This window comes from Rhodococcus sp. 114MFTsu3.1 (genome assembly GCF_000383555.1).
GTDB lineage: Bacteria > Actinomycetota > Actinomycetes > Mycobacteriales > Mycobacteriaceae > Rhodococcoides > Rhodococcoides fascians_E.
In genome coordinates, this window is sequence record NZ_KB911545.1 from 288,092 (window position 1) to 314,451 (window position 26,360).

Consider the following 26,360-nt stretch of genomic DNA (forward strand, 5'->3'; position numbering starts at 1 on the left):
ACCGGTCAATCCGGACTCAGCGAAGCGCGTCCGCGATGCGGGGGACCAGGGTGTCGATGGCGTAGGGAATGGACAGCACCGAGTTGTAGGTGATCGCGCCACGCTGATCGAGGGTGGCGGGAATGATGGCACCGTTGCGACCGGCTGTGGTGTTGGCGAACGCACGGTTCTCGGCGACGATGTCGAAGTTCTCGTCGGGTCCGAGAACGAGCATGACGTCGGCGTCGAGCATGTTCGTGTTCTCGGCCGAGAATTCGACGTAGAACGTGTCACCGGTGTCGCCGTCGAGTACGGGCTGCGGCGTCGCGAAACCGAGTGAGGTGAGGAACTGGCCACGTCCGTCACCGGGGAGGAAACCTGCGTACACGCCGCTGTAGGACATGACGGCGACTCCGGTCTTGCCTGCGAACTCGGGATGCGCGGCTACGGTCTCGGCGAGCAGGGCGTCGGTTTCCTCGTTGAGCCGCACCCCGTCGTCCTTCATGCCCATGGCGGTGGCGATGGTCTCGGTCGCAGCGGCGCGAGGGACCGCGTACGCCGCAGTGCCAACCGGCCGCGCGACGGTCGGTGCGATCTCGCTGAGCTTGTTGTAGGTCGCCTCGTCGAACCCGGCGTTGAGGCCGAGAATCAGGTCGGGCGCGAGCTCGGCGATCTGCTCGAGGTTGGGTTCCGAATCCGACTCGATGCGGGTGAGTTCGGCGTCGCCGACTTGTTCCTGGGCCCACGGGCCGAGCCCGGTTTCGTAGAACGCGAAACCACTGTTTCCGACGGGAACCTGGCCGAGGGCGAGTACGACGTCGGCGTCGGACACCCCGAGGGTGACGATTCGTTCCGGCGTCGACGGCACTTCGGTGCTCCCGAAGACGTGCTCGATCGCCACGGGGAACTCGCCGGTGGGGGCGGTGGAGGTCGTCTCGCCTTCGGAGCTGGAACACCCTGTCAGGACGCCTGCGAGCAGTACCGCGCCGACTATCGCTGCGCCGATTCTCATCGAACTCATCCACCCGATCCGTGATTCCGCTTGTTTGGTCAGGGAACCCTAACTCAGCTTCGGGCGAGGGCGAGCTCGAGGGTCCGTGTCGTAGGTGTGTGGCACCGTGGTCGGTGTGACACTGTTCGGTATCGACGTCAGCAATCATCAGGGCAACTTCGATTTTGCCGCGGCCAAGGCCGAAGGGTTCGTGTTCGCGACGCACAAAGTCACCGAGGGGTCCGGGTATCGCGATCGGTTCTGGCCGCGGGCCGCTGCGGAGATGGCGACGCATTTTCCCGGACGGTGGGGCGGGTACGTGTTCTGTCGAACGAACACCGACCCGGCTTCCGAAGCGGAGACACTGCGCAATCACGCTGGTGGAGTTGATTTTCCGTTGCAAGTGGATTACGAGGACACGACGAACGGCGGGTCGGTGGACGATCTTCTCCGGCGGTTCGACGCCTACCGCGCGGTGGGGTTCCAGCGGTTCCTTCCGGTGTATCTTCCGCGCTGGTTCTGGGAAACGCGAATGGGCAGTGCACCTCTGGACCGATTACCGGTAGGGGTCTGGAACAGCGATTACATCTCCGGGCGTGACTTCGCCTCCCGGTTGTATCCCGGGGACAACTGGGCGCCGGCGCGCGGCGCCGGCAGGTTCGGTGGCTGGGCGGACATGGGAGGCAAGCCCGTGCAGATCCTGCAGTTCTCCGAGAGTGCCTCGGTGGCCGGTCAATTCATCGACGCCAATGCTTTTCGGGGCGACGACGCGGCGCTGGCGGAGCTGTTCAGAACACCTGTGTGAACTGGTACCACTCACCGTCGTAGTGGGAGTACTCGATGTCCGGCCGTCCGGCATCGTGCGTGTACGAGTTCGGGATTCCCAGCGGGAGGTAGGCCAGGCCCACGCCGTCGACTCGGCCACCGCCGCGTACGTACAGCATGCAGCCGCCCTGCCCTGCCGCGTCTGAATCGACCGGCATCGTGTGCCAGACGCGGTACAGGCCGACCCGTCGTTCGGCGGTGTCGACGTCGGGGCACTCCTCAGCGGTCGCCGTCAGCGCGCCCTCGGACACGGCGAAGGCGAACGACGACGGTAGGGACAACGCCACGAGGACGGCGGTGACCAGTGCGAACACCGGTGCGGTCGCCGTCAGCCGTAGCCTCCGATACTTCACCCACCCGATCAGGCCCAGTAGCAGCCACATCGCGGCCACGGCGAGCGCGGCATCCTGCGCGATTGCGAAGTACAGGTAGTTACGTTCGGGCGGTACGTACGCCCACAGCACGAGCAGACATACGAGAGCGGCGAGTACCGCCACCACGATCGTCAGTCCAACCCACCACGGCGCCCCCCTGGGCCTGTCGGTCATCCACGACACTGTGCCACGTCGGCGCCGAGTTCACGCGCGTTTCGGCCGGGGCACCGTGATGGAGGCGATGAGTGCCGCGTTGGCGGGGTCGTCCCAGGCGCTGGGAGTGATGCTTCGTACCTGCCCATCCGCCACGCCTCGGTTCAGGTCGATCCGCGTCGTCGTTCCCGCCTCGAAGTCGAGCTTCAGCAACTCGTCGGTTTCGTGTACCTGCCATTCGATTCCGTGCGGGCCGTAGGCGCGGTCTGCTCGGGAGAACGTCATGTCGGGCCGATCCTGCTCTGCGACATCGACTGTGCATCGGTGGTGCTCGTCGAGGACCTGGACCTTCGTGCTCGGCCAGGTTCGGATCACCCCGTGTCGACGATCGTCGGTCATGTGCGATCCGGACGCGTCGATCAGATAGAGGGACCCGTCGACCATGGCCGAGGCCCAGGCGCCCGAGGTTGCGTACCGGTCGATGGTCACGGAGTTCTCGTCGACGACAGTGCATCGGTGGACATCGTGTTCGGAGGTGATCCAACACCCGCCGGGGACGGCGTGGAGGCGTCGGGTCCAGCGGTCGTCGGTGGGTTCGATGGTGAGCGGCAACAGAAACCGGGTGATCGCGGGAACGGCGCCTGCTGCCTCGACACGCAACAGGACGGGGTCCGACGCATGCATGACCCAGACGTCGCTGCCGTCGGCTGAAACGGCTCCCGCGGCGAAAGGCGTTGGTGGTGAGAGCATATCGAGATCGAGTTCGACGAGGATTCCTGTCGTCTGCACGTGGCCGTTCTCGATGGGCTCGCGCTCCCACCAAGGATCACCCGTGGGGACGGCGTCGATCTCGTCGAGGCGCTCGGTTCCGTCGACTCCGCGCCAGCCGTTGTCGATTTTCTCGACTTGCTTGTGCACGAGGTGCATTCGCTCGATTCGGCCGTGCACCCGAGCGGGTCGGTCGATCGCCCGGTCGTCGAGGACCGCGCTGAGTATCCCGTCGAGCATCACCGACCCGTTCGTGGGGCGATCCGCCCACCACTGCCCGCTCCAGCCGTCGCCGTGGACGAGGTGCAACCACCGGAGTTCTCCGTCCCGCCCTCGGGGACAGGCTCCGAAGGCGGGACGGGCTGTGGCTCTGCGTTTGTCGGCGAGCACCGAGCGGACGGGGCCCGCCGAGTGATGCTCGAGGGCGACGTCGACCACGTCGCCCACCGATGCACGTGGGAACGACCCGTCTTGGATGACCCAGCCTGCGACGAATATACGCAGAGCCTTCGGTCGTTCGGCGGGCTCCACTCCTGGCTTGCTCATGTCAGTCCCGACGCACTAGGGGAACCGTGCGGCGAAGCGTCACGGGCGTCGGGTCACCGTGCGTGTAACCGTACACCCGCGGCTGCGTCAGCTACCGGCGACTTCCGTTGCGTCGGCCAGACCGTCGACGAGGGTCGGGAGGAAGAAGGGGATGGACAGAGCCGTCGGCCCGATCGCGGAACCGGCCTCCTGGCCGACGAATCCGGCGACGGCGCCCTTCGCGACGGCCGGAATCTGCCGCGACACGTCCGAGGTCAGGAACTCCTGCAAGGCCTGGTCGGTGTCGACCTGGGTGAACACGACGTCCGCGTCGATCTTCGAGATGTTCTCCGCCGAGACGGTGGTGGAGAACGGCGATTCACCGTTCGAGAGGGACGTCACCGATTCGGGCGTGGTGAACCCGAGGTTCTCAAGCAGTTCGACGCGAGGATCCGTCGGCAGGAGCAGGTAGTAGACGTCTGCTGCCTCGGACACGTAGGCGATGGATCGACCGTCGAATTCGGGGTGCTGATCGCCGGCGTCGGTGACCTGTCGATCGAGGTCGGCGACGAGGTCGCGGGCTTCGTCGGCGCGGCCCAGAACGTCCCCGGTGGTGGTGATGACGTCACGCCACGGCGTCGACCACAGTTCTTCCGGTGGCGCGACGACGGGGACGCCTGCCGCGGTCACTGCGTCGTATTCGGCCTGGGTGAGTCCGGAGTGCGGTGCCATCAGCACATCCGGATCGGTGGCGAGGAGTTGTTCGACGGGGAGTTCGTACGCGGAGTTGTCGAGCAGAACCGGGGTCTGTCCGCCGAGGTCCTCGATGGCGTCGGACACCCACGGGTACATCAGGTCGTCGCCTCCGCCGTATTCGGCCGACGGAATGGCGACGGGTACGACGCCGAGGGCGAGGACGGCGTCGGTGGTGCCGAATCCCCAGGTGGCGACGCGTTCCGGTAGTGCATCGACTGTGGTCTCGCCGTACATGTGGTCGACGGTGACCGGGAACGAACCTTCGGCTGCGGGTGTCGCGGCGTTGTCGTCCGCGGTGTCGGAGTTGCTGCACCCGGCCAGTGCGAGGGATGCGATCGCAGCGACAGTGACTGCGGTGATGTGAAGCTTCATGAGGATCCTGTACGTCGAACAATGCGGACCTTCAGGTTAGCCTTCGCTTACTCAGCGCCGTCGATCGGCCGGGGAACGTTTAGGCGGCCTCATCGTCGGGCACCGTAGTTGTATGAGCGACACAACGAAGGTCACCGTAGAACGCACCATCGAAGCTCCCGTCGACGCGGTGTTCGATGTGCTCTCCAATCCCGAGCGGCATCAGAAGATCGATGCTTCCGGCTTCATCCGCGGGGTGGATCATGCGGATCGCATCCAGAAGGTCGGTGAGGTGTTCACGATGAACATGGCCGGCGATCACATGGGCGGCGAGTACCAGACCGACAATCACGTCACCGGCTACGCCAAGGACAAGCTGCTCGCATGGACCACCGCGCCTGCGGGCACCGAGCCTCCCGGGTGGGAGTGGCTGTGGGAGTTGGAGTCTCAGGGTCCCAACGAGACGCTGGTGCGTCACACGTACGACTGGTCGAAGGTGACGGACAAGAAGCTTCTCGAGAAGGTGAAGTTCCCGTTGGTCACGGAAGATCAGTTGAACAGCACCCTGTCCCTGCTGGACGCGGAAGCGACAACCTGATCGGCGTCAGCCTGACGTAGCTACCGACTCTGCCGCGCTCACTGCCCTCGAATCGACACGGGCGGTGGGCGCGGCATTGTCGTGCGCCGCTCAGGTGGCCTGAGGCGTCGCGCTGTTCGGCGTCGCGGAGTGATCGCCGGCGATCCTGCCGGTGCGCTTGACCGCCCAGACGATCAACGCGATGGGAACGACCCAGTTGAGCAGGAGATTGCCCGGGTGGTTGTTGGTCATCTCGGTGGACGACGCCAGTGCACCGGCGATGACGTGGCAGACGGCCATCGCGAACACGACGCCCGCCCACATCGCGCTGATGGACTTGTTCTTCTCGTGGAATCGCGGGGTGCCCCAGTACTGCGGGTCCACCGAGTCGCGGGCGTACTGCTCGGTGAACGGCACCGTCACGACGGACACGGCCATGACGGCGGCCAGCACGAACGTCGCGCCGCCGCGACCGAAATCGGCCAGGGCGTCGTTCAGGCTGCTGTTGCCGAGGAACCCGAGCACCGCGATGATCCCGAAGGTCACGACGCCGGCCGCGTCGATGATCTTGATGCCGCCGTTGCCCCTGGCCACGGACGTGCTGCGGCCGACGAACGCCAGCGCCAGCGAACTCACGCAGGCCAGCAGTGCGGCGATCCCGACAGCGCTCGCACCCATTCTCTCGGTAAGGATGGCGAAGAGCGCCCAAGGCGCCAGGCCGAGGATCATCATTTTGCCGTTCATGGTGGGAGCCTTTCGACAGCACTGCGTCGGACTAGCGGAATTCGATGAGATCAGCTTCCAACGATCGGCGTGGCAGATCATCGGTGTAGGCACGCACGATTCGCTGCCACTCACCCGATATGCATGAATCGACGCGTTCCGCCCAGGTCGGCGCTGCTTCGGCGCTACCGTCGTATGCATGAAGTTGCCGTCCACCGGGGCGCGCAGGTCGATCGTCGACGAGATCGACTCCGCGCTGGACCTGGCGATGAACGGCATCGGTCCGCGGACGTTGGTGGTGACGGCCGGACCGGGCAGCGGAAAGTCGCACACGCTGCGTCGGCTCGTGTCCGGCCGGGGCATCGAAACGCGGTGGGCGACGGCCGACGAGTTGTCCTGGCGTCAGCCCTATGCGGTGGCCGCGGCTCTCATCGGCGTCGCCGTGCCGACGACGGCGCCGGCCGGGTTCGACACCGAGCTCCATGCAGCGGTCGATTCACTGTGCGCGGTTCGGCCGCAGCTGCTGGTCGTCGACGATGCGCACAACGCGGACGCGGGCAGCCTGGAAGTGTTGTCCCACCTCGCCGCGGCGGCGAAGGATCTGCCGTTGGTGGTGCTCGTCGCGCGACGTCACCTGCCCACCCGTGAGCTGTTGACTCGCATGCTGGCCCGCCCGACGGTCCGTGAGTGGAATCTGCCGGCGATGGACGCCGCGGATCTCGAGGTGCTGGCCCACGAGGTACTCGGTGCGTGGCCGGACGCCGCGTTGTCGACGCTTCTGGCGCGGTCGGGTGGTAACCCGATGCACGCGTTGACGATGCTGACGGAGCTGCGTGCGCAGGGCACCGTCGTCGTGAAGGACGGCCGGGCAACCGCGCCGAGCATGCTCGACGCGTCGGCGTCCAGCAGCTTGCAATCGGCTATTGCGGAACAGCTTTCGCTGCTCGATTCCTCCTCGCGTGACCTCGTCCGCAAGCTCGCGGTGTGGGGCGGGCCTGCCATGCTGGCCGAGCTGGCCGACCTGGGGGACACGTCGGCTGCGGTGATGGTCGGGGCGGCGCAGACGGTGATCGACGCGGGCATGGTCGACGCGTCGCCGAGCGGGGAGTTGACGTTCACGCACGACGTCTACGCCGATGTGGCGTACGACGGTCTGGCGCCGCCGCTTCGGGCGATTCTGCACACGGAGGTCGCGCGTCACCACGAGGCCGCGGGCAACCGACAGATGGTGGCGCATCACCTGCTCGCGGCGGGCGGGGACGAGTCGGTGCTCGGTGCGGCGGTGAGCCGGGCGCAGGAGGAATTGCAGTACGTTCCCGCGGTCGCCGTCGACCTGTTGGGGACTGCGACGGCCACCGTCGCCGGGTCGTTCGAGCTGGACCTGGCGACGGCACTGGCGCGCAGCGGCCAGCTCGCCCGGTCGGCCGAGGTTGCAACGCAGGGTCTGTCGAACGCGACCGATCCCGCCGTCGTGCCGTTGCTGTACCGGACGCTGCTGTTCACCTCGATCGCGCAAGGAAAGTCGCAGCACGCGCTCGGGTTGATCTCGTCGACACTGCAGATGCCCGTCGACGACGCCACCCGCGCGGGTCTGCTGGACACGCAGCGGTACGTCTCGCTGTTGGAGGGCATCACTCCGGTGCCAGGCGGGGAGCTGGGGGCCGTTCAGGGACCGGTCAGCGTGTTGGTCACCGAGGCTCTGCGACGGTTTCTCTCCGGTGCTGTCGACAGTGGGTTGAACCTGGCGCTCGAAGCGTCCCAGCAGGAAGGCGCGGTGGGCGCAGGGTTTCAGCTCAGTACGTCGGCGGACGTGTGGCCGCCGTTCATCGAGCTGTACGCGCACGGGCCGGTCGCGGCGGAAGCGCTGATGGACCGCGCTCAGCAGCTGCGGACCGACCGCGGTGCCGCGTGGATGACGGCGTACCAGGACTTCACCCGCGGAGGCATCGCGATGAAGAGAGGCCGTCTCGACGACGCGGCCGCGCACATCGACGCCGGGTTGGAACGTGCGGGCTCGGCGGACATGGGGTGGACGTCGATCGCGGAGGGCACCCGCGCTCAGATCGACGTGTACCGAGGCGACGTGGAGGCGGCTCTCGCGCGGTTGGATGCGTTCGAGAACTCGGGACAGCCGCATCAGTTCGGACTGCCGATCTGCGGTATGACGCGGGTGTCGTTGCTCGAGTCCGGCCGCAAGTTGTTGCCTGCGGTGGCCGCAGCCCGCAGGTATTGGGGTGGCGCCAGGGAGTTGGGGATCTACGGGTGGCTTCCGTCGTTCGCCGTCGACTGCGCTCGTCTGGCTCGGCGGACCGACGACGGTGAGTTCGCCGCGGAGATCGTCGACACCCTCGCGGAGATCTCCGATCCACTGCCCGTCGCGAGCGTCGGACCGGTCGCTCTCGCTCGGGCCCTGTGCGCGGGTGATTCGGAGTCCGTCGTCGCGCAGGCCGTTCGGAGCGCGGAGAGCGCTCGCCGGGAAGGCAACGTCATCGCCGAGGCCGCAGCCTGGGAGGAAGCAGCGTGCGAGCTCGCGGCGTCGGGAGACAAGGTGACTGCGCGTGAACATGCACGGACGGCACTGCTGATCACCCAGAACATGGGCGCCACCGCGTTGTCCTCGCGAATCGCCATGCGCCTGCGTCCGCTGGGAGTGCGGTTGGATCCGCGGACCGTCCGGGAGCGTCCGCGGACGGGGTGGGACAGCCTCACCCGGACCGAGACGACCATCGCGGACATGGTGGCGAGCGGTCGAAGCGGCCCGGAGATCGCGCAGAGCCTGTTCATCTCCCAGCGCACCGTGCAGACGCACGTCTCGCACGCGCTGGCCAAGCTGGGCCTGCGTACCCGAGTGGAACTCGCCGCCCTCGTCGCCGGCCGCCGGGAGTGACTGGCAGGGATATCTACGTGCTCTGACCGATGTTCCTCCACGGTCCCGAAGACCAGGATCGAAGCATCGCACCGACGAACGGGAGTCCCCTCATGACGAACGACACGCTCACCACCGACCCGCACCGGCCGGCGCCCGTCGACGTCGTCCACCACACCCACCTGAACGGTGTGTTCGCACCGCAGCGCGAGGAGGTGGACGTCGCCGACCTGCACGTCGTCGGCGAGATCCCGGCCGACCTGAAGGGCAGTTACCTGCGGAACGGACCCAATCCGCGTTTCGACCCGATCGGATCGTTCGTCTTTCCGCTGGACGGCGACGGGATGGTTCACCGGGTCAGCATCGCCGACGGCCGAGCGTCGTACACCAATCGATTCGTTCGGACGCCGATGGTCGAGCTCGAAGAGCAACGCGGAGAGGCGATCTGGTCCGGTGTGATGGACGGGTACACGCCGCCGGCGTCGGTCGTCGGCGATGCTCTCGCCGGCACAACCCGTCAGCTACCGGACATCAACATCGTCGATCACGCGGGCAAGCTCCTGGCGATGGCCGAAGGCGACCGGCCGTACCTGCTGGACCGCGAGAAGCTCGCGACGCTCGCGCAGGAGGACTGCGACGGTGCGATGCGGGTCGGCAGCACGGCGCACCCCAAGATCGATCCGCACACCGGTGAGATGGTGCTGTTCAACTATTCGCTGGAAGCGCCGTATCTGACGTGGTCGATCGTCGGCGCCGACGGCAGGGTGTTGCTGTCGCCGACTCCCGTCGACGGTCTCGACAAGCCCTACATGATTCACGACATGGCGTTGACGCAGAAGTACGTGGTGCTGTTCGTCAATCCGTTGGCGTTCGATCTCGCCGCCGCGATGACCGGTGGAGCGCTGCTGTCGTGGCAGCCGGACCGAGGAACTCGCATCGCGCTGATCCCCCGGGACGGTGGCGCGATTCGGTGGATCGACACGGAGGCGTTCTGGGTGTGGCACTTCGCCAACGCCTTCGACAATCCCGACGGTACCGTCACTGTCGACTACGTCGAACACCTCTTTCCCGGTGGCCTGACGAAGCCGACGGGCGTCAACAACCCGGCGTTGACGCGGGCGCTGCTGAATCCCGTCACCGGTGCGGTGAGCCGTACGCAGATCAGTGACCGGTTCGGAATCGAGTTCCCTCGTGTCGACGACAGGTTGCTGACGCTCGATCACGGCCGCATCGCCACCGTCGGAAAATCCGAGGTCGACGACGGATTCCTCGAATCACTGTTCTTCCACGACGTGCACTCCGGGCGCGACGAGGTGTGGTCTCCGGGGGTGGCGATCGGCGAACCCATCTACATTCCGGGTGAGACGCACGATTACTGGGGTGCGATCGGCACCGATCCCGAGGATCTGAAATCCCGCTTCTACATCCTGGACGCCGACAACCCGGCGGACGGGCCGCTGGCGACGATCGAGCTGCCCATCCGTGTTCCCGCGGGATTGCACGGCATTTGGGTCCAATAAGGCGCGCCGTGCCGTCATTGGGTGGAGGATCGAACCCATGAAGACGTTCGTACGGAGACTGACGGTGTGTGGGGCGGTCGCGATCGGGGCGGTTCTCGGTCCGGTGGCAGTCGCGTCCGCGGAGGTCACGGTGCCGTTCCAGATCGACCCGGCGCCGTACGGAAACACCAACGGCAGCTTCGATTCGCCCGAGGTCCGCTGCGTAGCGGTACTCGGCGAACAACCTGGCGTCGCCAGGATCACCAGCCCGGACGACGGACGGCCCGGGTGCTATCAGGTCGCCGACGTGCGCTGGCTGAACCTCTCCACCGGGGCGTCAGGTGCGGCCCGCATGTCCGACGGTCTGGACGGCGCACCGCGCGAGGCGGTACTGCGGACCGGGCCGGGGCAGGTAGCTCTGGTCGCCGTTTCCTCTTACGCCACGACGGTTCCCGGGTTCGCCACCTTCTACGTTCCGTAGTTCGGCTGTCGAGCTAGCTCGTCGACTCGTCGTCGCGTGGAGGGTGTGGCACGTTCTCGTCGTCGACGTGTGCGCCCACGGCAGTGTTCTCGTCCGCCGGGTGGTCGCGGGGGCCGTCGTTGGTGCCGTGGGATTCCACTGCGGCGTCGGCGTCGCTGGGCATCGTCATGAGATCTCCTGGGGTTCGAAGCTGGGTCGAGGAGAGTGTGCCCGTTTCGGCGGAAACTACACAGGACTTGCGGGAGCTGTTCAGGTGCCCGGCCGGATGCCTGTGTAGATACCGGGCACTCGAAAGCGAAGGGGCGGTTCGTCGTACTCCTCGAGGGCGTGCGCGGTCCACCCGGCGATACGGGCGAACGCGAACAGTGCCTCCGGGGTGTCGGGCCGGAGACCGAAGGCGCACGTGAACGTGGCGAGCGCGAAATCGGAGTTGGGGAACGTGTCGAACCGATCGCGCATCTCGTCGATCACGATGTCCGCGGCTGCCATCACGGCGGCGTTCGCGCCGCTCGCCGGGTCGCGGAGCAGCCGAAGCAATTCCTGGGCGCGAGGGTCCCGGTCGGTGTAGATCACGTGGCCGAACCCGGGGACTCGCTCGCCGGATCGAAGATGCTGTGCCAGAGCGGAAATCGGGTCGACGCGCGCAGACGTCATGAACCGGTAGGCAGGCTCGGCCGCGGATCCGTGCAGTGGACCGTCGATGCACCCCAAGCCCGCGGCGACGACCGAGTAGAGGTGGGCTCGTGTACTGGCCGCGACCCGAACGGCGAGCGTCGACGCCGCCAGGCTGTGGTCGAGCATCAGCACGAGGGCGGCTCGTAGAACGGTCAGCCCGCGAGGGTCGGATGCCTCCGATCGCACTGCAGCCCACATCGACTCCGCGACGGAGGTGTCGGGCGCAGCTTCGGTGAGAGAGGCAGCGACGGTCGCCGACAGTTGGCCGGCCTCGGAGACAACCGATTTCGGGCTGATGTCGACACGCATCGGACGGTGGGTCGCGGCGACGTCGACGGCGAGGCGGATACGGTCGATGAATCGGCAATCCGGCGACAGTGACGCGGCGGCATCTCGGCACTTCTGTGCCACAACGGGATCGACGTGAAACCTGCGATCCGAGTCCATTTGCCCTGTCCACACGAAGTGCGCTACCGACTCGAACGAGTAGGCGGTCAGGTCGACGGCGTTGCGGCCGCGGTAGTACAGGTGATCGTCGTCCAGCAGGGTGATCCGAGTTCTGATCCGTTCCACCGTCCCGATGTCGGTGCGGCGAGCGGTGTCTCGACCGGCGAGTGCTTCGACTTCCTCGACGTCGAAGACGCTGCCCCTGACGCCGGGGAGGCGACTGCTGGTCAGCAACCCGCGGCTGACGTAGGCGTAGACGGTTTCGGGTTTGACCCCCAACCGGGCTGCGGCCTGTGCGGTGGTGAGGAGATCTCGGCCGTCGGGGGATGGCATCTTCGCCTCTCGGTTCGGCGTGCTGAACATTGACTCTATCAACATTGACAACGATCAATGTTAACGCGGATCGTGGTGGGTGACCAGCAGAGGAGAGATGTCATGAGCGTTCTCGAGGCCCCGCGTGGGCTGCACAACGTCGTCGTCACGTCCACGTCGATCGGTGACGTCCGAGGCGACGAGGGTTTCTATCACTACCGTCAGTATTCGGCGATCGACATCGCCGAGAGCCGCACCTTCGAGGATGCGTGGTTCCTGATGGTGGAGGGCCGACTGCCGAGCCTGTCCGAGCGGGCGGAGTTCAGCCGTACGGTCGCGCCGCTGCGGGTCCTGTCGGCGGAGGTGCGCGAGGCGGTGGCGTCGGTTGCCGGGACCGGCCCGGAGCAGCCGCTTCTGGCGCTGCGCACGGTTCTGTCCGGCCTGCCCGGTGCTGTTCCGCTGTACGAATCCACCGACGCCGACAAACGAGCGACGTCGTTGCGCCTGTGTGCGGTGACGCCCACCGTTCTGGCTGCGGTCCATCGCCTTCGGTCGGGTCAGGAGCCGATCGAACCGCGGGAGGATCTGACGACGGCGCAGAACTGGCTGTTCATGATCAACGGCGACGTTCCGAGCGACGCTCGTGCCAGGGCCGTCGACCGGTACCTGACGGCGACCATCGATCACGGGTTCAACGCGTCGACCTTCACGGCGCGAGTGGTCGCGTCGACGGGGTCGGACATCGCCTCCGCCGTGTGTGCGGCGATCGGCGCGTTCGCCGGACCGCTGCACGGAGGCGCACCGGATCGGGCGTTGGACGGGCTGGACCAGATTGCCGACCTGGCGGACGCGGATTCCTGGGCACGGTCGAAAATCACTGCGGGTGAACGCATCATGGGGTTCGGGCACCCGGTGTATCGCACCGAGGCCCCCCGGTCGGTGATGCTCCGTGAGACTGCGCAGCAGCTGGGAGGTGAACTGATCGACAAGGCCGCCCAGGTGGAGAAGGTGATCGCCGCAGCGCTGGCGGATCTGAAACCGGACCGGAAGCTCTACGCGAACGTCGAGTACTACGCGGGCGTGCTGATGGAGCTGTGCGGGATACCCAGGTCGATGTTCACGCCGACCTTCGCGTGCAGCCGGATCGTCGGGTGGTGCGCCAACATCGTCGAGCAGTCCGCGGACAGCAAGATCATTCGGCCCATCGCCCGGTACGACGGCCCCGGGGCACCCCAGGCGCTTCCGCCGCTGTGACCGGTTTCGGTGTCCCCGGGCCGCTGCGCCCACGTCGGATATATCTTGTGGTGGATGCGTATCGCGGTGGTGGAGGACAACGACGGAGTCGGTGAGGCGCTGGTCGAGGCGCTGACCGAGGTCGGCCACGCCCCCGTTCGAATGCGCCGGGGGGCGGATGTACTGCTCGGCTACCACGACATGGATGTCGTGCTGCTGGACCTGGGGTTGCCGGACATGGACGGGCTCGAGGTGCTGCGTAAGCTCCGAACCCTCAGCGCCGTGCCGGTGGTGGTGCTGACGGCGCGGGACGACGAGCGGTCGGTGGTGCGGGCTCTCCGCGGCGGTGCGGACGATTACGTCGTGAAGCCCGCTCGGCTCGGTGAACTGCATGCGCGGCTGGAGGTCGCGGCGCGGCGTCGCAGTGCAGCGGCCGAGTCCTCGGCGGACCGGGTGGTGCTCGGCGATGTCGTGGTCGATCTCGTGGGACGCGGCGTCGAGGTCGACGGCAGAGACATCGGGCTGACGACCAAGGAGTTCGAACTGCTGGCTCACCTCGTGACGCGGCGGGGTGAAGCCGTGAGCCGCGAGCAGTTGATGGACGCCATCTGGGGTGATGCGTACGTGGCGATCTCGCGCACGCTCGACGTTCACATGACTGCGCTGCGGGCCAAGCTCGGGCGCCCCGGGGCGATCGTCACCATCCGCGGCTTCGGTTACCGCTGGGACACCTGACGTGCGACGCCGGGTGCTGGTCGTGTTGATGATCTACTCCATCGTCGTCGTGCTCGCGCTTGCGGTGCCTCTGGCGGTGTTGGTGGGGCGGGAACGTGTGCAGAGGTTCGGCGAGAACCGCGCCGCGGCAGCGACGTTCTTCGCGGAGTTGTCCTCGCGGGAGGACGAGTCCGGGGTGCCGAGGTTGCGAGAGTCCGTGCAGCGCTACCACTCTCTGTACGGCGAGGGCCTCGCCATCGTCGACCGGGGCGGTGTGGTGCGTGCGTCGGCGGGTATCGACGTCGACCGGCCGGATGTGCAGGAGGCCGTGTCGGGAGCGTTACGTAACCAACGCGGCGACGTCCCTTCGAGTTTGACGCCGTGGGCTCAGTCCGAGGTGTTGGTCGCGGCTCCCGTCGGCGGTGGAACCCAGGTGGACGGTGCGGTGGTGATCGATGCGTCGACCGATGCGGCGCGTAGAGACGTGGCGGTGGCGTGGGTGGTCATCGGCGCCGGTGCGCTGCTGATCCTGGTGTCCGTGGCAGTGATCGCTGCTGCGTTGTCGCGCTGGGTGGTTCGGCCGTTGACGGCGTTGTCGTCGCGGGTGCAGTCGTTCGGTGACAAGTTCCACGCCGAGCTGCCGGCGGAGGAGACGTCGAGGCCCGAGTCGACCGAGTACGTCGGGCCGCCGGAAGTGCGTGAGCTGTCCGGTGCGTTCGACGCCATGGCCGACGACGTGGAGGCGGCTACCGCGGCTCAGCGTCGGCTGGTCGCGGACACTGCCCATGCGTTGCGTAATCCGTTGGCTGCACTGCGTATTCGGCTGGACGTGCTGGGTATGAGGGTGCCGGAGTCGGCGTCCGAGGCGCACCTGAAGACGACTCTGGAGGTGGATCGGCTGAGCATCGTCGTCGAGGATCTTCTGGTCCTCGCGGCTGCGGAGACGCCGGCCGGCGCGCGGACGACGGGGTGTGACGCCCGGGCGGCGATACTGAGCCGCGTCGAATTCTGGTCGACCACACTGACTGTCGCGGGGATGTCTTACTCGCTCGCCGTCGCGGACGACGTGCCCCGCGCGGCGTTGCCGGAGGACGACATGATCAGGATTCTCGATGCGCTGCTGAGCAACGTCACGAAGTACGCGGGCGCGGGTTCGTCTGTCGAGATCGGGTGCCGGGAGAGCGACGGTCACGTGCTGGTGTGGGTGGCGGACTCGGGTGGGGGAGTACCCACGAGCGAGCTGCCGAAGGTGGTCGACCGGTTCTATCGGGCGCCGGGGGTCGGCGGTGAGGGCACCGGGCTCGGCTTGTCGATCGTCCACGCCTTGACCGAGCGAGCAGGAGGGTCCTTGCAGGTCAGCGCGGGTGTGCCATCGGGTCTGCGCGTCGAGCTGGCAGTACCGGCGGTCCTTTCCTAAGAGAGTGTTAGGAAATCGGAAACGGTTTTGTCGGAGGCTGTGCCTGGGGTCACAGTAGGGGCACGACGGTTGCCGCACAGCTCGCGGCGACCAGCACGAGCCCCCTGTGGAAGGACTGCCCATGGCCAACGAGGCCACCTCGACCGCTGACTCACCGCGGTCCGCCCCCGTTTCGTCTCCCGCGGCGACTCGGCGTGCGGTGTTCAACACGCTCCGCGGGTCGTCGGGCAACCTCGTCGAGTGGTACGACGTGTACGTCTACACCGTCTTCGCGACGTACTTCGAGAATCAGTTCTTCGATTCGGCGGACAAGAACTCGACCGTCTACGTGTACGCGATCTTCGCCGTCACGTTCCTGATGCGTCCGGTGGGGTCGTGGTTCTTCGGCCGCTACGCCGACCGCAACGGCCGACGTGCTGCGCTGACGTTCAGCGTCTCGATGATGGCCGCGTGCTCGCTGGTCATCGCGCTGACGCCGGGACGCGAGAGCATCGGTGTGTGGGCCGCGGTCATCCTGATCCTGTGCCGTCTGGTGCAGGGCTTCGCGACCGGCGGCGAGTACGGCGCGTCGGCGACGTACATGTCCGAGGCCGCCACGCGGGAGCGTCGGGGATTCTTCTCGTCGTTCCAGTACGTCACCCTCGTCGGTGGACACGTGCTCGCACAGGTGACGCTGCTGATCATGCAGGCGTTCCTGGACCGGGGGCAGATCGAGGAGTTCGGTTGGCGCATCGCCTTCTTCATCGGCGGTGTCGCTGCGGTGGTGGTGTTCTGGCTGCGTCGCAGCATGGACGAATCGTTGACGAAGGATCAGCTCGCGGCCGTGCGCAGTGGTGCCGATCGGGCGTCGGGATCGATGAAGGAGCTGGTGCTGAATCATTGGCGGCCGTTGCTGGTGTGCTTCATGGTCACGATCGGCGGCACCATCGCGTTCTACACGTACAGCGTCAACGCTCCGTCGATGATCAAGACGGCGTACGAGGACCGCGGCATGACCGGGACGTGGATCAACCTCTTCGGCCTGATCTTCCTGATGTTGCTGCAGCCGATCGGCGGAATGATCAGCGACAAGGTCGGTCGCAAGCCGCTGCTCGTGTTCTTCGGTATCGGCGGTGTCCTGTACACCTACGTGCTCATCACGTACCTGCCGTCCGCGACGTCGGTGGTGGAGTCGCTCGCGCTGGTGTGCGTGGGTTACGTCATCCTGACCGGCTACACCTCCATCAACGCGATCGTGAAGGCGGAGCTGTTCCCGTCGCACGTGCGTGCCTTGGGCGTCGGCCTCGGGTATGCGTTGGCGAACTCGGCGTTCGGTGGCACGGCGCCGCTGATCTACCAGGCTGCGAAGAACGGTGGCCACGTCTCGTGGTTCATCCTCTACGTGACGGTGGTGATCGCGGTGTCGCTGGTGGTCTACATCTTCGTTCTGCGGAACAAGTCCGAGACGGTTCTTGACCGCGAACAGGGTCGCGCCTTCCAGTGAGCGACCTCGCCTTAAGGTGAGAACCATGGTCAAGCCCGCAGTGCTGCTCTCGCGAAGAGCAGTTCTGCGGGCTGCCGGCGTTCTCGCCGTCGGTGCGGCGACAGGGGCCTCGGTGTCGTGCTCGTCGGAGCCGTCCCCTCGGGTGCGTCTCGCGGCCGGTGAGATCGGCGGCTTCTTCTGGGAGTTCGGCGGACTGCTCGCCGACGCGGCCGCGGGCGCCGGAGCAGCCGACATCGTCCCGCTGACGACGGAGGGTTCCGTCGACAATCTCGATGCGCTGCAGTCCGGGCGGGCCGAGTTGGCGATGACGCTCGCGGACGCGGCGTACGACCATCCGGGCCGGGATCTGACGGCGGTGGGCTGCGTGTACGAGAACTACTTCCAGATCGCCGTGCGTGCCGATTCCGGGATCGAGTCCGTCGCCGACCTGCGCGGACGGTCGGTCAGCATCGGCGCTCCCGGCTCCGGCGCGACGCTGGTGTCGCGCCGGGTGCTCGATGCAGCGGGGCTGCCCGACGTTGTTCGCGAGGTGCAGATGTCGATGAACGCGGCGGCCGATGCGTTGTACGCCGGCGACGTCGACGCGGTGATGTGGGCGGGTGGGTTGCCGACGCCTGCGTTCGCCGATCCGCCGGTGCCGGTGCGGTTACTCGATCTGGGCGGGGTGGTCGCGGGTCTGAGGAGTGAATTCGGGACGGCGTACGAGGCGGTGCCGGTGCCGGCGGGTGTGTACGGCGAGCACCCCGAGGTCACGACGGTGGGCATCCCGAATCTGCTGCTGGTCCGCCCGGATGTGCCGGACGAGACGGTCGCAGCGTTGGTGAGCGTGCTGCTGGACAGGTCGTCGGCGTTGGTTCCTCGCCAGGCGATCGGCAGTCAGTTCCTCGACGCCCGGTCTCTCGTCATGACCGGCACGATCCCTCTCCATCCGGGAGCCGAGGCGGAGTACCGCCGCAGGCACGGGTGAAGGAGAGCAAGTGCTCCCCGGGAGTGAGTGGGGTCCGCATGGTGACCCTGTGCCCGAGGACGGTTGACCTGGAAGGCGCAGTTACATCCGGGTTGTTGGGTGGTCAGGCCTCGACGGCGGTGCCGCAGATGCTGCACTGTTCGAGTTGTCGGCGGCTCCACCTCGCGATGGGGATGAAGAACACCGTGAACTGTGTGTACGTCCGGATCCGCGACCACTGCGTGGTGTTGTTGCACCGAGGGCACGTTCGGGTCTGGCCTGCGCCGAGGTGTTTTTGCTTGCTGCCGTAACCGAAGAGGAAGAACACCTGGCCAGCCTAGCGATTTCTGCGCGGACGCCGCGGTGCTTGCCCAACACCTCTGGCACCCAGCCCCTGCCCGGGTGGTCCGGGGCGGCTGGGTGCCGTGGCCAACTTGACCGGTCAGGCAGCGGGGCGTCGTTGTCGGTGGAAGCTGGGTATCGGTTTTCGTTCGGGGTCGATGGCGGCGGGTGGGATGACGCGGGGGTGGCCGTCGGCGCCGATGTCGATGTCCCAGCCGTGATTGTGAACGAGGCGGTGGCAGTCGCCGCAGATCAGGACCAGATTGGTGAGGTCGGTCGGCCCGCCGTCTTCCCAGAAGACGATGTGGTGCACTTGGCACCACTGCGCGGGGAGGCCGCATCGGACGCAGCATCTGTCGCGGACGGCCACGGCTGCGCGTTGCTCAGGAGTGGCGAGCCGGACTTCCTTCCCCATCGAGAGGGGAACGTCGTTGTTGTCCAAAATGATTGGCTTGAGGTTCGCGTCGCAGGCGAGCAGGCGCGCGAGGCTGCGACTCAAGGGGCCCGTCCATTCGAGCTGGAAAGGCCAGTCCGGGTCGCCCATCTTCGGCGACCTGTGTGTGGCGCCGGAAGTGACTGTTCCACTTGTGGTGTCCGGCGATGCCGAGCGGGCTCTGTCGGCGAGAAGGTCACTGAGGTTCACGGTGACGTTGACCGTCGCCGGTGGTGTTCCCGGCCCGGCGGAGCGCGTGCCGCCGCCGACGAGGTCGAGGAGCCGCGACAACCCGTCGGCCTGACGCCTCGATGCACTGCGGGGATCGCGGGTGCCGTCGGGTGCCGGTTGTGGCCGCGAGAGCGGGGACAGTGCTGACCGGAGCTTCTCGCCGAGAACCTTGTCCACATCCCCCTTGAAGCCAAGGCGTCCGTTGGCCAGGAGGAACAGCTCGAGCTTGTTGAGCGCAGTGTTCTCCGATACCGGTTGTGGCGGAGGGTTCTTCAACACATCGGCATCAGGATCAGGATCGGGATCGTCGTCAGGATCGTCGTCGGGCAGGGGCTGTCCTTGCTCTTCGGCTTCGCGCTCTTTCTGTTTGCGTGCTTCTTGTCGTCCGAGTGCGCTGTCGTATCGGGCGCGGGCGTCGTCGATGACTGCGTGCATCAACACCTGAGCGCGCTGCTTGACCTGGTGGGCTGTGCCGTCCATGGCGGTCGCGAGCAGGTCTGCGACCGCTGCGGCCAGGCTTTCCTCGGAGAGCGTGGAGTCCGCGCCGCTGATGTTGGTGTAGCCGTCGTGGATTTCCTTGACGTGGTCGACGAAGATGTCGCTGGTGGCGAGAGCCTCGGCAACCGAAGGCCATCGGCTGAGCCAGTTGGCAGTGACGAACTGCCGGGTCGAGTTGGCGAGGGTGACACGGGTACCCGAGGCGATGTAATGCTGTGGCGTCGAATGCCCTGTCTTCAGGTTCAGGCCACGGCGGGCGAACTCGTCGAGCAGAACGTATTTACGTGCGGCAGTCTGATTCTGGGCGTGGGTGAGCTCGGTGATGGCGGCGATGACGTCTCGGTCCGAGAGTTCCGCTGCGGTGCTCGAGTCCCCCAACTTCTGCATGCGGGGAAAGGTACCGCGACCCACCGACAAGTTCCGGATTCGGCCGTCAAGCAGGTTGTTTCGTCCCTCGCCACGCACGTGAGGACAGAAGTCTCATGCCGTTGAGAGCGACGAGGACGGTGGAGCTCTCGTGCCCGGCGACACCGATTGGGAGGGGCAGGGTTCCGATCAGGTCCCAGGCCACGAGGACGACGATGAACGTGCCGGCGATGACGAGGTTGGCGACGACGATGCGATGGGCCCGGCGCGACAGTTCGATCACCTTGGCGAGCGCGGCGACGTCGTCGCGCACCAGGACGGCGTCGGCGGTGTCGAGTGCCAGGTCGGACCCTTTGCGGCCCATGGCAACCCCGGTGTCGGCGGCAGCGAGAGCAGGTGCGTCGTTGATGCCGTCGCCGAGGACGAGGACCCGCTGTTCGCGTGCTTGCAGTCCGCGCACGGCGTCGACCTTGCCCTCCGGCAGCAATCCGGCTCGCACGTCGGAGATTCCGGCGCGGCGGGCGATGTCCTGCGCCGATCCGAGGTTGTCGCCGGTGATCAGCACCGACGGGGCGCCCGTCAGACGCTCGAGCTCGGACACGGCGCCGTCCACCCCGGGGCGTATGGTGTCGACCAGAGCGATCACTCCGGCGGGAACGTCGTCGACGGTGACGACGGCGGCGGTCGTTCCGTGCGTTCGGATGTCCGACGGGAACGAAGACGTGTGAGAGGCATCGGGTTTGGACACCCTGATGTGCCGTCCGTCGACCTGTGCGCGTACGCCGACGCCCGGTGTCGATTCGAAATCCGATGCCGGAGGTAGCGTAAGCCCGCGGTTACGGGCGTGGTCGACTATTGCGACTCCTACCGGGTGCTCGCTTCCCACTTCGGCGGCCGCGGCCCATCGCAGGACGTCGGTGTGATCGAATCCGCCCAGTGCGTCGACCCGTTCGACGCGAGGTGTTCCCTCGGTGAGGGTTCCGGTCTTGTCGAAGGCGACGACGTCGGTCAGGCGCAGCTGTTCCATCACGACGGCCGACTTGACGAGGACTCCGTTGCGGCCGGCGGTTGCCATCGCGGCGAGCAGGGGCGGCATGGTCGCGAGGACGACCGCGCACGGCGACGCCACGATCATGAAGGTCATCGCGCGCAGCAACGCCGACTGCAGGTCGCTGCCGAGCAGTAGTGGAATCGTGAACACCGCTGCCGTGGCGGCCACGACACCGGTCGAGTAGTACTGCTCCACCTTCTCGATGAACAGCTGCTTCTTCGCTTTGGTCTCGGATGCGCGCTCGACCATCGTGACGATTCGCGCGATGACGGTGTCCGACGGGTCGACGTCGACTCGGACTCGCAGCACGCCCGTGCCGTTGATGGTCCCGGCGAACACGTCGTCGCCGACGGTCTTGAAGGCCGGGACGGATTCGCCGGTGATCGAGGACTGGTCGATGTCGGATCCACCGTCGACGACGGTTCCGTCACCGGGGAGGCGCTCGCCGGGACGGACGACGACGATGTCTCCGACGGTCAGGTCCGTTGCGTCGATTCGGTGTTCAGTGCCGCCGGCGTCGAGCCGGACCGCGGTGTCGGGCGTCAGGCCCAACAGGCTTCGGACGGAGTCCGCGGTTCTCTCGGTGAGGACTGCCTCCAGCGCGCCGGACGTCGCGAAGATGACGATGAGCAGTGCCCCGTCGAACACCTGCCCTATCGACGCAGCTCCGATGGCGGCGACGATCATCAGCAGGTCGACGTCGAGTGTCTTGTTGCGGAGCGCGCGTAAACCTTCGAGTGCAGATTCCCAGCCGCCGACGGCGTAGCACGCCAGGTACAGCGCCCAGTAGAGCCACGTCGGCCCACCGGTGATCTGCGCGAGCAGCCCTGCCGCGAACAGTGCGGTGGCGGCGAGTGCCCACCGGACTTCGGCGACGGCGAGCAACCGGGTGCGGGTGGCGGTCCCGGTCCGAGGGCTGTCGATCGACGGAGACGGGGCGGTCCCGATGGAAGTCATGACGTCACGCTACCTCATCACATGAAGACCTATACATGTGAACATAAACTATGATCGTCGAATGGGACATGGAGTCGAGGGACGCACCACTCCTCCGGCGCAGTTGGATGCGGAATCCGCCGCGACGGTGGCAGCGACGCTTCAGGCGTTGGCGACGCCGAGTCGGCTACGCATCCTCACCCAGCTCCGCCAGGGGCCCAGCGGCGTCAACGACCTCGCCGACGCCGTCGAGATGGAACAGTCCGCCGTCTCCCATCAGCTCCGATTGCTCCGCGCGATGGGGTTGGTGACCGGCGCGCGATCGGGCCGCAGCGTCATCTACCGTCTGTACGACAATCACGTCGCCATGCTGCTCGACGAGGCGGTCTATCACATCGAGCATCTCGGTATGTCCGTGCCGGACATCGACTCCGACGTGGACTCAGCGACCGGATCCTGATCCCAGTCCGACGCTGACGGGTCGCGGCGTGCCGCAGCATCCGCCTACCACCGAGGCGTCGGCTTCGGGATCGTCGAACAACCCTGCACCGCCGCAGACGCCGGTATCCGGCAAACGTAGTTCGACGGTGCGAGCGCTCTCGGGGTCGCCGGACAGTTCGGCAGCGATGCTGCGAACCTGTTCGTACCCGGTCATCGCCAGGAACGTCGGCGCCCGGCCGTAGCTCTTCATGCCGACCAGGTACAACCCTGGCTCGGGTTGGGTGAGCTCGTCCACGCCGTGCGGGTAGACGGTGCCGCAGGAGTGGACGTTGGGATCGATCAACGGCGCCAACGACCGTGGTGCCTGCAGTGTCGGGTCGAGGTCCAGACGAACTTCGGACAGCCAACTCAGGTCGGGCCTGAACCCGGTCAACGCGACGACGTGGTCGACGCCGTCGATCCGGGTTCCGTTGTCGCCGACGAGCGCGAGTCTGCCGTCGTCGTGCAGGATCGTCTCTGTCCGGAAACCGGACACGACCTGCAGAAGGCCGTCGTCGATGGCCTTCTTCGCGCGGAGGCCGAGCGCACCGCGTGCGGCGAGTTCGTCGGATTCGCCTCCGCCGAACACCGATTCGGTGACTGCGCGCCGCACGGCCCACGTCAGCGTCGTGCCGGGGTTGGCCGCGGCCAGGTCGGCGAATGCGATGATCGCGGTCAACGAAGAATGACCACTTCCGGCGATGACGACGTGTGTGCCGGCGAAGCGGCCGCGTACCGACTCGTCCGAGAGGTCGGGGACTCGATACGAAATACGATAGCCGGCAGCATGTTCCCCGATTGCAGGGAGTCCCTCGGACCCGAGCGGATTCGGGCTTCCCCATGTTCCCGATGCGTCGATGACTGCCCTGGCGAGGAGGCGTTCCTCGGTGCCGTCGGTTGTTCTGATGTGAACGGTGAGAGGTTCGGTGTCACGACCGGCGTCGACGACACGGTCGCGCCCCCGGCGGGCGACGCCGACGACCTCGGAGCCGAACCGCACCGAATCGCCGAGAACTGCGGCCAGCGGTGCGAGGTACTTCTCGACCCACTCACTTCCGGTTGCGTAGCCTTTGCCGTCCGGGGCAGACCATCCGGTGGGTTCGAGGAGGCGTGCGGCGGCCGGGTCGACGATTTCCGACCACGGCGAGAATAATCTGACGTGATTCCATTGTGCAACAGCAGAACCGGCCGAGCGTCCACGTTCGAGGACCAGGACGGGAGTGCCGGCTTCGGTGAGGTGAGCTGCGGCGGCAAGACCGATGGGTCCTGCTCCGATGACGACTACAGGGTGAGCGGACATGACGGTGACGTCCTTTCGTCGAGGCCTAACGGAGTATGCGTCGGGCGAGATCGTCGACGCGGGTGGCGATGTCGTCGCGCACGAGTCTCATGCGTTCGATGCCGTCGATTCCGCGTTCCGACGGCTCGTCGGTGTCCCAGTTCTCGAACGTCGGGCCTTCTACGGCATCGACTTTCGCCTCGCTGCCGAGAGTGACGACGTAGTCCATTCGGGCGAGGAGTTCGGGGTCGATGGGCTTGGGGCGTTCGCCGGTGAGGTCGACGCCCACTTCCAGCAACGACTGCGCGGACAGCGGATTGACGGCACTTCCGGGCGCGGTTCCGCCGGAGTGGATCTCGACGGAATCGCCGACGGCTTTGCGCATCAGTCCGGCAGCCATCTGCGACTTGCCGCCGTTCTTCACGCATACGAACAGCACGCTCGTCATGGGTACGTCCTTTCGGGTGTGAACCGCTTGCGTAGAGCCAGGGACACGTACACCAGTCCGACGAGGACCGGTACTTCGATGAGTGGTCCGACCACGCCGGCGAGTGCTTGCCCGGACGTGGCGCCGTAGGTGGCGATCGCGACGGCGATGGCGAGCTCGAAGTTGTTGCCCGCAGCGGTGAATGCGAGTGTGGTGGTGCGTTGATACCCCAGGCCCATCGCGGCGCCGAGGGCGTAGCCGCCGCCCCACATCACCGCGAAGTAGACCAACAGCGGAAGTGCGATGCGTACGACGTCGAGAGGCTGTGACGTGATCCGATCACCCTGCAGCGCAAAGAGAACGACGATCGTGAACAGCAAACCGTACAGCGCCCACGGCCCGATCCTGGGGATGAATGTCGACTCGTACCACTCCCTGCCCTTGGCGCGTTCGCCGAAGTAGCGCGATGCGAAGCCCGCGACCAACGGGATGCCGAGGAAGATGAGCACCGACTTCGCGATCTGCCACGGTGACGCCTCGATGGTGGTCTGCTCGAGCCCGAGCCATCCGGGCAGGACCGACAGGTAGAACCATCCGAGAACGGCGAACATGACCACCTGGAACACCGAGTTGATCGCGACCAACACGGCGGCGGCTTCACGGTCTCCGCACGCGAGGTCGTTCCAGATGATGACCATGGCGATGCAGCGAGCGAGGCCGACGATGATGAGTCCGGTTCGGTACTCCGGCAGATCGGGCAGGAAGATCCACGCCAGAGCGAACATCAACGCCGGACCCAGGATCCAGTTCAGCACAAGCGAACCGACGAGAAGCTTCCGATCTCCGGTGACAGTGTCGAGCCGGTCGTAGCACACCTTCGCCAGCACCGGATACATCATGATCAGCAAGCCGACCGCGATGGGCAGCGAGACGCCGTCGATCGACACAGCGGCCAAAGCGTCGTTCAATCCGGGAATCGACCGTCCCAACAGCAGGCCGACGACCATCGCCACGCCGATCCAGACCGGGAGGAACCGGTCCAGCGTGGAGAGCTTGCCGACGACGGTCGTGCTGCTCACGAGGCGACCGGCGTCGTTGTGCCGAGGACCGTCGACAGTTCATCCAGCGCAGTCGGAATCACCCAGTAGTACACCCAGGTTCCGCGTCGCTCGCAGTCGAGGAGGCCGCACTCCCGAAGCACTTTCAAGTGGTGGGAAATCGTAGGTTGCGACAGATCGAAGTGCGGCGAGATGTCGCAGACGCATGCCTCCCCGCCGTCGTGGCTGGCCACCAGGCTGAGCAAGCGCAACCGCACCGGGTCACCCAAGGCTTTGAACATCCGAGCCAGGTCTACCGACCGATCGACCGTCAGCGGTTCGCGAACCAGCGGTGAGCAGCATTCTCCGGCGGAGACGTCTTCGATCGGCAGGGGCTGATTCGACATTCGTCTATATTGACTGCTGTCGAATCAGGCGTCAAGGCCCGCGTGAATCTAGGCCAGTGCGAGGAAGAGTTTTTCCAGTTCGGCTTCGGTCATCGGCTCTCTGTTGTCGGCGGTCTCACCGGTCATGCACTCGCGAAGGCCCGTTGCGACGATCTTGAAGCCTGCCTTGTCGAGCGCGCGGGATACGGCGGCAAGTTGGGTGACGACATCTTTGCAGTCGCGCCCGTTCTCGATCATGCCGATCACGCCGGCGAGTTGTCCGTGGGCGCGGCGCAGGCGGTTCAGTACCAGTGCGATGCTGTCTTCGTCGCCGATCATGGTGAGGCTCCTCGTGGTGCGGTGTAGCGAAGTGCGTCCCAGGTTACCCCCGGGGGCATGCCCCCAGTGCATCGATTGCTGCTTGCAACTTGGTGGTGGCTTCGGCGGCGACATCGGCGAGCCCGGGTTCGCCGGTGGCCTGAACCATGATGTCCGGGTTCATTGCCTCGACGATCACCGATCCTGGCGTTGCGGTGTCGGCGCGGACGACCACGTTGCACGGCAGGAGCAAACCGATCTGTGGCATGACTCCGACGGCGCGGTGCGCGAGTGTCGGATTGCACGCACCGAGGATCAGGTACTGCTCCATGTCTTCGCCGAGCTTGGCTTTCAAGGTGGCTTGCATGTCGATTTCGGTCAATACGCCGAATCCTTGGTCCGACAATGCTGCCTTGACCGATTGGACGACGGTGCCGAAGTCGGTGTCGGCCAACGTGGTGGACAGTGCGATGCTCATGGC

At 66.4% G+C, this 26,360-nt stretch carries 27 protein-coding genes; 11 read left to right on the top strand and 16 right to left on the bottom strand.

Annotated elements, in window-relative coordinates; genetic code table 11:
- Positions 1 to 16: 16 nt before the first annotated feature.
- Positions 17 to 1,000 (bottom strand): ABC transporter substrate-binding protein, encoded by a 984-nt coding sequence (locus H292_RS0104350; RefSeq protein WP_020110567.1) that lies wholly within the window; start codon positions 998 to 1,000, stop codon positions 17 to 19.
- A gap of 106 nt (positions 1,001 to 1,106) precedes the next feature.
- Here H292_RS0104350 and H292_RS0104355 point away from each other — a divergent pair, with 106 nt between their 5' ends.
- Positions 1,107 to 1,775, top strand: a complete 669-nt coding sequence (locus tag H292_RS0104355; RefSeq protein WP_231383749.1) for a glycoside hydrolase family 25 protein — start codon at positions 1,107 to 1,109, stop codon at positions 1,773 to 1,775.
- Here H292_RS0104355 and H292_RS0104360 read toward each other — a convergent pair.
- From H292_RS0104360 to H292_RS0104370, 3 genes are all read right to left on the bottom strand, one after another.
- Entirely contained in the window at positions 1,759 to 2,343 is a 585-nt protein-coding gene (locus H292_RS0104360) for a hypothetical protein (protein WP_231383750.1), read from the bottom strand. The genes H292_RS0104355 and H292_RS0104360 overlap by 17 nt on opposite strands.
- Positions 2,344 to 2,373: 30 nt before the next feature.
- The gene (locus tag H292_RS0104365) at positions 2,374 to 3,636 is read right to left on the bottom strand and encodes a hypothetical protein (RefSeq protein WP_231383751.1); all 1,263 of its coding nucleotides are present in this window, start codon (positions 3,634 to 3,636) and stop codon (positions 2,374 to 2,376) included.
- 87 nt (positions 3,637 to 3,723) lie between these two features.
- On the bottom strand, positions 3,724 to 4,743 hold the full coding sequence (locus H292_RS0104370; protein WP_020110571.1) for an ABC transporter substrate-binding protein: 1,020 nt from the start codon (positions 4,741 to 4,743) through the stop codon (positions 3,724 to 3,726).
- 112 nt (positions 4,744 to 4,855) lie between these two features.
- Here H292_RS0104370 and H292_RS0104375 point away from each other — a divergent pair, with 112 nt between their 5' ends.
- Positions 4,856 to 5,320 carry an SRPBCC domain-containing protein gene (locus H292_RS0104375; RefSeq protein WP_020110572.1) on the top strand — a complete coding sequence of 155 codons (465 nt, stop codon included), beginning with the start codon at positions 4,856 to 4,858 and terminating at the stop codon, positions 5,318 to 5,320.
- A 90-nt stretch (positions 5,321 to 5,410) separates the two neighbouring features.
- Here the strand turns inward: H292_RS0104375 and H292_RS0104380 are convergent, their stop codons facing one another.
- Positions 5,411 to 6,043 (bottom strand): hypothetical protein, encoded by a 633-nt coding sequence (locus H292_RS0104380; RefSeq protein WP_019665697.1) that lies wholly within the window; start codon positions 6,041 to 6,043, stop codon positions 5,411 to 5,413.
- A gap of 178 nt (positions 6,044 to 6,221) precedes the next feature.
- Here H292_RS0104380 and H292_RS0104390 point away from each other — a divergent pair, with 178 nt between their 5' ends.
- The 3 genes from H292_RS0104390 (at position 6,222) to H292_RS0104400 (ending at position 10,868) form a co-directional block, all read left to right on the top strand.
- A complete protein-coding gene (locus tag H292_RS0104390; protein ID WP_020110573.1) occupies positions 6,222 to 8,909 on the top strand; it encodes an ATP-binding protein in 2,688 nt (895 codons plus the stop codon).
- A gap of 92 nt (positions 8,910 to 9,001) precedes the next feature.
- Complete coding sequence (locus tag H292_RS0104395; RefSeq protein ID WP_020110574.1) at positions 9,002 to 10,408, top strand: carotenoid oxygenase family protein; 1,407 nt, start codon at positions 9,002 to 9,004, stop codon at positions 10,406 to 10,408.
- 37 nt (positions 10,409 to 10,445) lie between these two features.
- Positions 10,446 to 10,868 (top strand): hypothetical protein, encoded by a 423-nt coding sequence (locus H292_RS0104400; RefSeq protein ID WP_020110575.1) that lies wholly within the window; start codon positions 10,446 to 10,448, stop codon positions 10,866 to 10,868.
- 13 nt (positions 10,869 to 10,881) lie between these two features.
- Here H292_RS0104400 and H292_RS28360 read toward each other — a convergent pair whose 3' ends face one another.
- The gene (locus H292_RS28360; RefSeq protein WP_020110576.1) at positions 10,882 to 11,037 is read right to left on the bottom strand and encodes a hypothetical protein; all 156 of its coding nucleotides are present in this window, start codon (positions 11,035 to 11,037) and stop codon (positions 10,882 to 10,884) included.
- 80 nt (positions 11,038 to 11,117) lie between these two features.
- Positions 11,118 to 12,323, bottom strand: coding sequence for a citrate synthase (locus H292_RS0104410; protein WP_231383752.1), 1,206 nt, complete (start codon positions 12,321 to 12,323; stop codon positions 11,118 to 11,120).
- A gap of 102 nt (positions 12,324 to 12,425) precedes the next feature.
- On the opposite strand from H292_RS0104410, the gene H292_RS0104415 reads away from it, so the two are divergent.
- From H292_RS0104415 to H292_RS0104435, 5 genes are all read left to right on the top strand, one after another.
- Positions 12,426 to 13,556 carry a citrate/2-methylcitrate synthase gene (locus tag H292_RS0104415; RefSeq protein ID WP_020110578.1) on the top strand — a complete coding sequence of 377 codons (1,131 nt, stop codon included), beginning with the start codon at positions 12,426 to 12,428 and terminating at the stop codon, positions 13,554 to 13,556.
- Positions 13,557 to 13,610: 54 nt separating this feature from the next.
- The gene (locus H292_RS0104420; RefSeq protein WP_019665705.1) at positions 13,611 to 14,270 is read left to right on the top strand and encodes a response regulator transcription factor; all 660 of its coding nucleotides are present in this window, start codon (positions 13,611 to 13,613) and stop codon (positions 14,268 to 14,270) included.
- Positions 14,271 to 14,283: 13 nt separating this feature from the next.
- Positions 14,284 to 15,666 carry a sensor histidine kinase gene (locus H292_RS0104425; RefSeq protein WP_020110579.1) on the top strand — a complete coding sequence of 461 codons (1,383 nt, stop codon included), beginning with the start codon at positions 14,284 to 14,286 and terminating at the stop codon, positions 15,664 to 15,666.
- A 121-nt stretch (positions 15,667 to 15,787) separates the two neighbouring features.
- Complete coding sequence (locus tag H292_RS0104430) at positions 15,788 to 17,149, top strand: MFS transporter (RefSeq protein ID WP_020110580.1); 1,362 nt, start codon at positions 15,788 to 15,790, stop codon at positions 17,147 to 17,149.
- Between the two features lie 25 nt (positions 17,150 to 17,174).
- Positions 17,175 to 18,116, top strand: a complete 942-nt coding sequence (locus H292_RS0104435; protein ID WP_020110581.1) for a TAXI family TRAP transporter solute-binding subunit — start codon at positions 17,175 to 17,177, stop codon at positions 18,114 to 18,116.
- 103 nt (positions 18,117 to 18,219) lie between these two features.
- Here H292_RS0104435 and H292_RS0104440 read toward each other — a convergent pair whose 3' ends face one another.
- The 3 genes from H292_RS0104440 to H292_RS0104450 form a co-directional block, all read right to left on the bottom strand.
- Positions 18,220 to 18,423, bottom strand: coding sequence for a zinc-ribbon domain-containing protein (locus H292_RS0104440; protein WP_020110582.1), 204 nt, complete (start codon positions 18,421 to 18,423; stop codon positions 18,220 to 18,222).
- A gap of 114 nt (positions 18,424 to 18,537) precedes the next feature.
- Positions 18,538 to 19,986: an HNH endonuclease signature motif containing protein gene (locus H292_RS0104445; protein WP_020110583.1), complete on the bottom strand. Its 1,449-nt coding sequence runs from the start codon at positions 19,984 to 19,986 to the stop codon at positions 18,538 to 18,540.
- A gap of 46 nt (positions 19,987 to 20,032) precedes the next feature.
- Positions 20,033 to 21,973 carry a heavy metal translocating P-type ATPase gene (locus H292_RS0104450; protein WP_231383753.1) on the bottom strand — a complete coding sequence of 647 codons (1,941 nt, stop codon included), beginning with the start codon at positions 21,971 to 21,973 and terminating at the stop codon, positions 20,033 to 20,035.
- A gap of 61 nt (positions 21,974 to 22,034) precedes the next feature.
- Between H292_RS0104450 and H292_RS0104460 the strand changes: the two genes are divergently transcribed.
- On the top strand, positions 22,035 to 22,412 hold the full coding sequence (locus H292_RS0104460; protein ID WP_019665712.1) for an ArsR/SmtB family transcription factor: 378 nt from the start codon (positions 22,035 to 22,037) through the stop codon (positions 22,410 to 22,412).
- On the opposite strand, the gene H292_RS0104465 is transcribed toward H292_RS0104460, so the two are convergent.
- The 6 genes from H292_RS0104465 to H292_RS0104490 are packed head-to-tail and all read right to left on the bottom strand — an operon-like array spanning position 22,395 to position 26,357.
- A complete protein-coding gene (locus tag H292_RS0104465) occupies positions 22,395 to 23,732 on the bottom strand; it encodes an FAD-dependent oxidoreductase (RefSeq protein WP_020110585.1) in 1,338 nt (445 codons plus the stop codon). The genes H292_RS0104460 and H292_RS0104465 overlap by 18 nt on opposite strands.
- A gap of 25 nt (positions 23,733 to 23,757) precedes the next feature.
- On the bottom strand, positions 23,758 to 24,159 hold the full coding sequence (locus H292_RS0104470; protein ID WP_019665714.1) for an arsenate-mycothiol transferase ArsC: 402 nt from the start codon (positions 24,157 to 24,159) through the stop codon (positions 23,758 to 23,760).
- Positions 24,156 to 25,217, bottom strand: a complete 1,062-nt coding sequence (arsB, locus tag H292_RS0104475) for an ACR3 family arsenite efflux transporter (RefSeq protein ID WP_020110586.1) — start codon at positions 25,215 to 25,217, stop codon at positions 24,156 to 24,158. The genes H292_RS0104470 and arsB overlap by 4 nt, the downstream gene beginning before the upstream one ends.
- Positions 25,214 to 25,582, bottom strand: a complete 369-nt coding sequence (locus H292_RS0104480; RefSeq protein ID WP_020110587.1) for an ArsR/SmtB family transcription factor — start codon at positions 25,580 to 25,582, stop codon at positions 25,214 to 25,216. The genes arsB and H292_RS0104480 overlap by 4 nt, the downstream gene beginning before the upstream one ends.
- 48 nt (positions 25,583 to 25,630) lie before the next feature.
- Positions 25,631 to 25,900: a metal-sensitive transcriptional regulator gene (locus H292_RS0104485; protein WP_019665717.1), complete on the bottom strand. Its 270-nt coding sequence runs from the start codon at positions 25,898 to 25,900 to the stop codon at positions 25,631 to 25,633.
- Between the two features lie 43 nt (positions 25,901 to 25,943).
- Positions 25,944 to 26,357 carry a DUF302 domain-containing protein gene (locus tag H292_RS0104490; RefSeq protein WP_020110588.1) on the bottom strand — a complete coding sequence of 138 codons (414 nt, stop codon included), beginning with the start codon at positions 26,355 to 26,357 and terminating at the stop codon, positions 25,944 to 25,946.
- Between the last annotated feature and the right edge of the window lie 3 nt (positions 26,358 to 26,360).

Coding starts and splice junctions, on each gene's coding strand:
- H292_RS0104350 (WP_020110567.1), bottom strand. CDS start 1,000: ATGAGTTCGATGAGAATCGGCGCAGCGATAGTCGGCGCGGTACTGCTC.
- H292_RS0104360 (WP_231383750.1), bottom strand. CDS start 2,343: ATGACCGACAGGCCCAGGGGGGCGCCGTGGTGGGTTGGACTGACGATC.
- H292_RS0104365 (WP_231383751.1), bottom strand. CDS start 3,636: ATGAGCAAGCCAGGAGTGGAGCCCGCCGAACGACCGAAGGCTCTGCGT.
- H292_RS0104370 (WP_020110571.1), bottom strand. CDS start 4,743: ATGAAGCTTCACATCACCGCAGTCACTGTCGCTGCGATCGCATCCCTC.
- H292_RS0104375 (WP_020110572.1), top strand. CDS start 4,856: ATGAGCGACACAACGAAGGTCACCGTAGAACGCACCATCGAAGCTCCC.
- H292_RS0104380 (WP_019665697.1), bottom strand. CDS start 6,043: ATGAACGGCAAAATGATGATCCTCGGCCTGGCGCCTTGGGCGCTCTTC.
- H292_RS0104390 (WP_020110573.1), top strand. CDS start 6,222: ATGAAGTTGCCGTCCACCGGGGCGCGCAGGTCGATCGTCGACGAGATC.
- H292_RS0104395 (WP_020110574.1), top strand. CDS start 9,002: ATGACGAACGACACGCTCACCACCGACCCGCACCGGCCGGCGCCCGTC.
- H292_RS0104400 (WP_020110575.1), top strand. CDS start 10,446: ATGAAGACGTTCGTACGGAGACTGACGGTGTGTGGGGCGGTCGCGATC.
- H292_RS28360 (WP_020110576.1), bottom strand. CDS start 11,037: ATGACGATGCCCAGCGACGCCGACGCCGCAGTGGAATCCCACGGCACC.
- H292_RS0104410 (WP_231383752.1), bottom strand. CDS start 12,323: ATGCCATCCCCCGACGGCCGAGATCTCCTCACCACCGCACAGGCCGCA.
- H292_RS0104415 (WP_020110578.1), top strand. CDS start 12,426: ATGAGCGTTCTCGAGGCCCCGCGTGGGCTGCACAACGTCGTCGTCACG.
- H292_RS0104420 (WP_019665705.1), top strand. CDS start 13,611: ATGCGTATCGCGGTGGTGGAGGACAACGACGGAGTCGGTGAGGCGCTG.
- H292_RS0104430 (WP_020110580.1), top strand. CDS start 15,788: ATGGCCAACGAGGCCACCTCGACCGCTGACTCACCGCGGTCCGCCCCC.
- H292_RS0104435 (WP_020110581.1), top strand. CDS start 17,175: ATGGTCAAGCCCGCAGTGCTGCTCTCGCGAAGAGCAGTTCTGCGGGCT.
- H292_RS0104445 (WP_020110583.1), bottom strand. CDS start 19,986: ATGCAGAAGTTGGGGGACTCGAGCACCGCAGCGGAACTCTCGGACCGA.
- H292_RS0104450 (WP_231383753.1), bottom strand. CDS start 21,973: ATGACTTCCATCGGGACCGCCCCGTCTCCGTCGATCGACAGCCCTCGG.
- H292_RS0104460 (WP_019665712.1), top strand. CDS start 22,035: ATGGGACATGGAGTCGAGGGACGCACCACTCCTCCGGCGCAGTTGGAT.
- H292_RS0104465 (WP_020110585.1), bottom strand. CDS start 23,732: ATGTCCGCTCACCCTGTAGTCGTCATCGGAGCAGGACCCATCGGTCTT.
- H292_RS0104470 (WP_019665714.1), bottom strand. CDS start 24,159: ATGACGAGCGTGCTGTTCGTATGCGTGAAGAACGGCGGCAAGTCGCAG.
- H292_RS0104480 (WP_020110587.1), bottom strand. CDS start 25,582: ATGTCGAATCAGCCCCTGCCGATCGAAGACGTCTCCGCCGGAGAATGC.
- H292_RS0104485 (WP_019665717.1), bottom strand. CDS start 25,900: ATGATCGGCGACGAAGACAGCATCGCACTGGTACTGAACCGCCTGCGC.
- H292_RS0104490 (WP_020110588.1), bottom strand. CDS start 26,357: ATGAGCATCGCACTGTCCACCACGTTGGCCGACACCGACTTCGGCACC.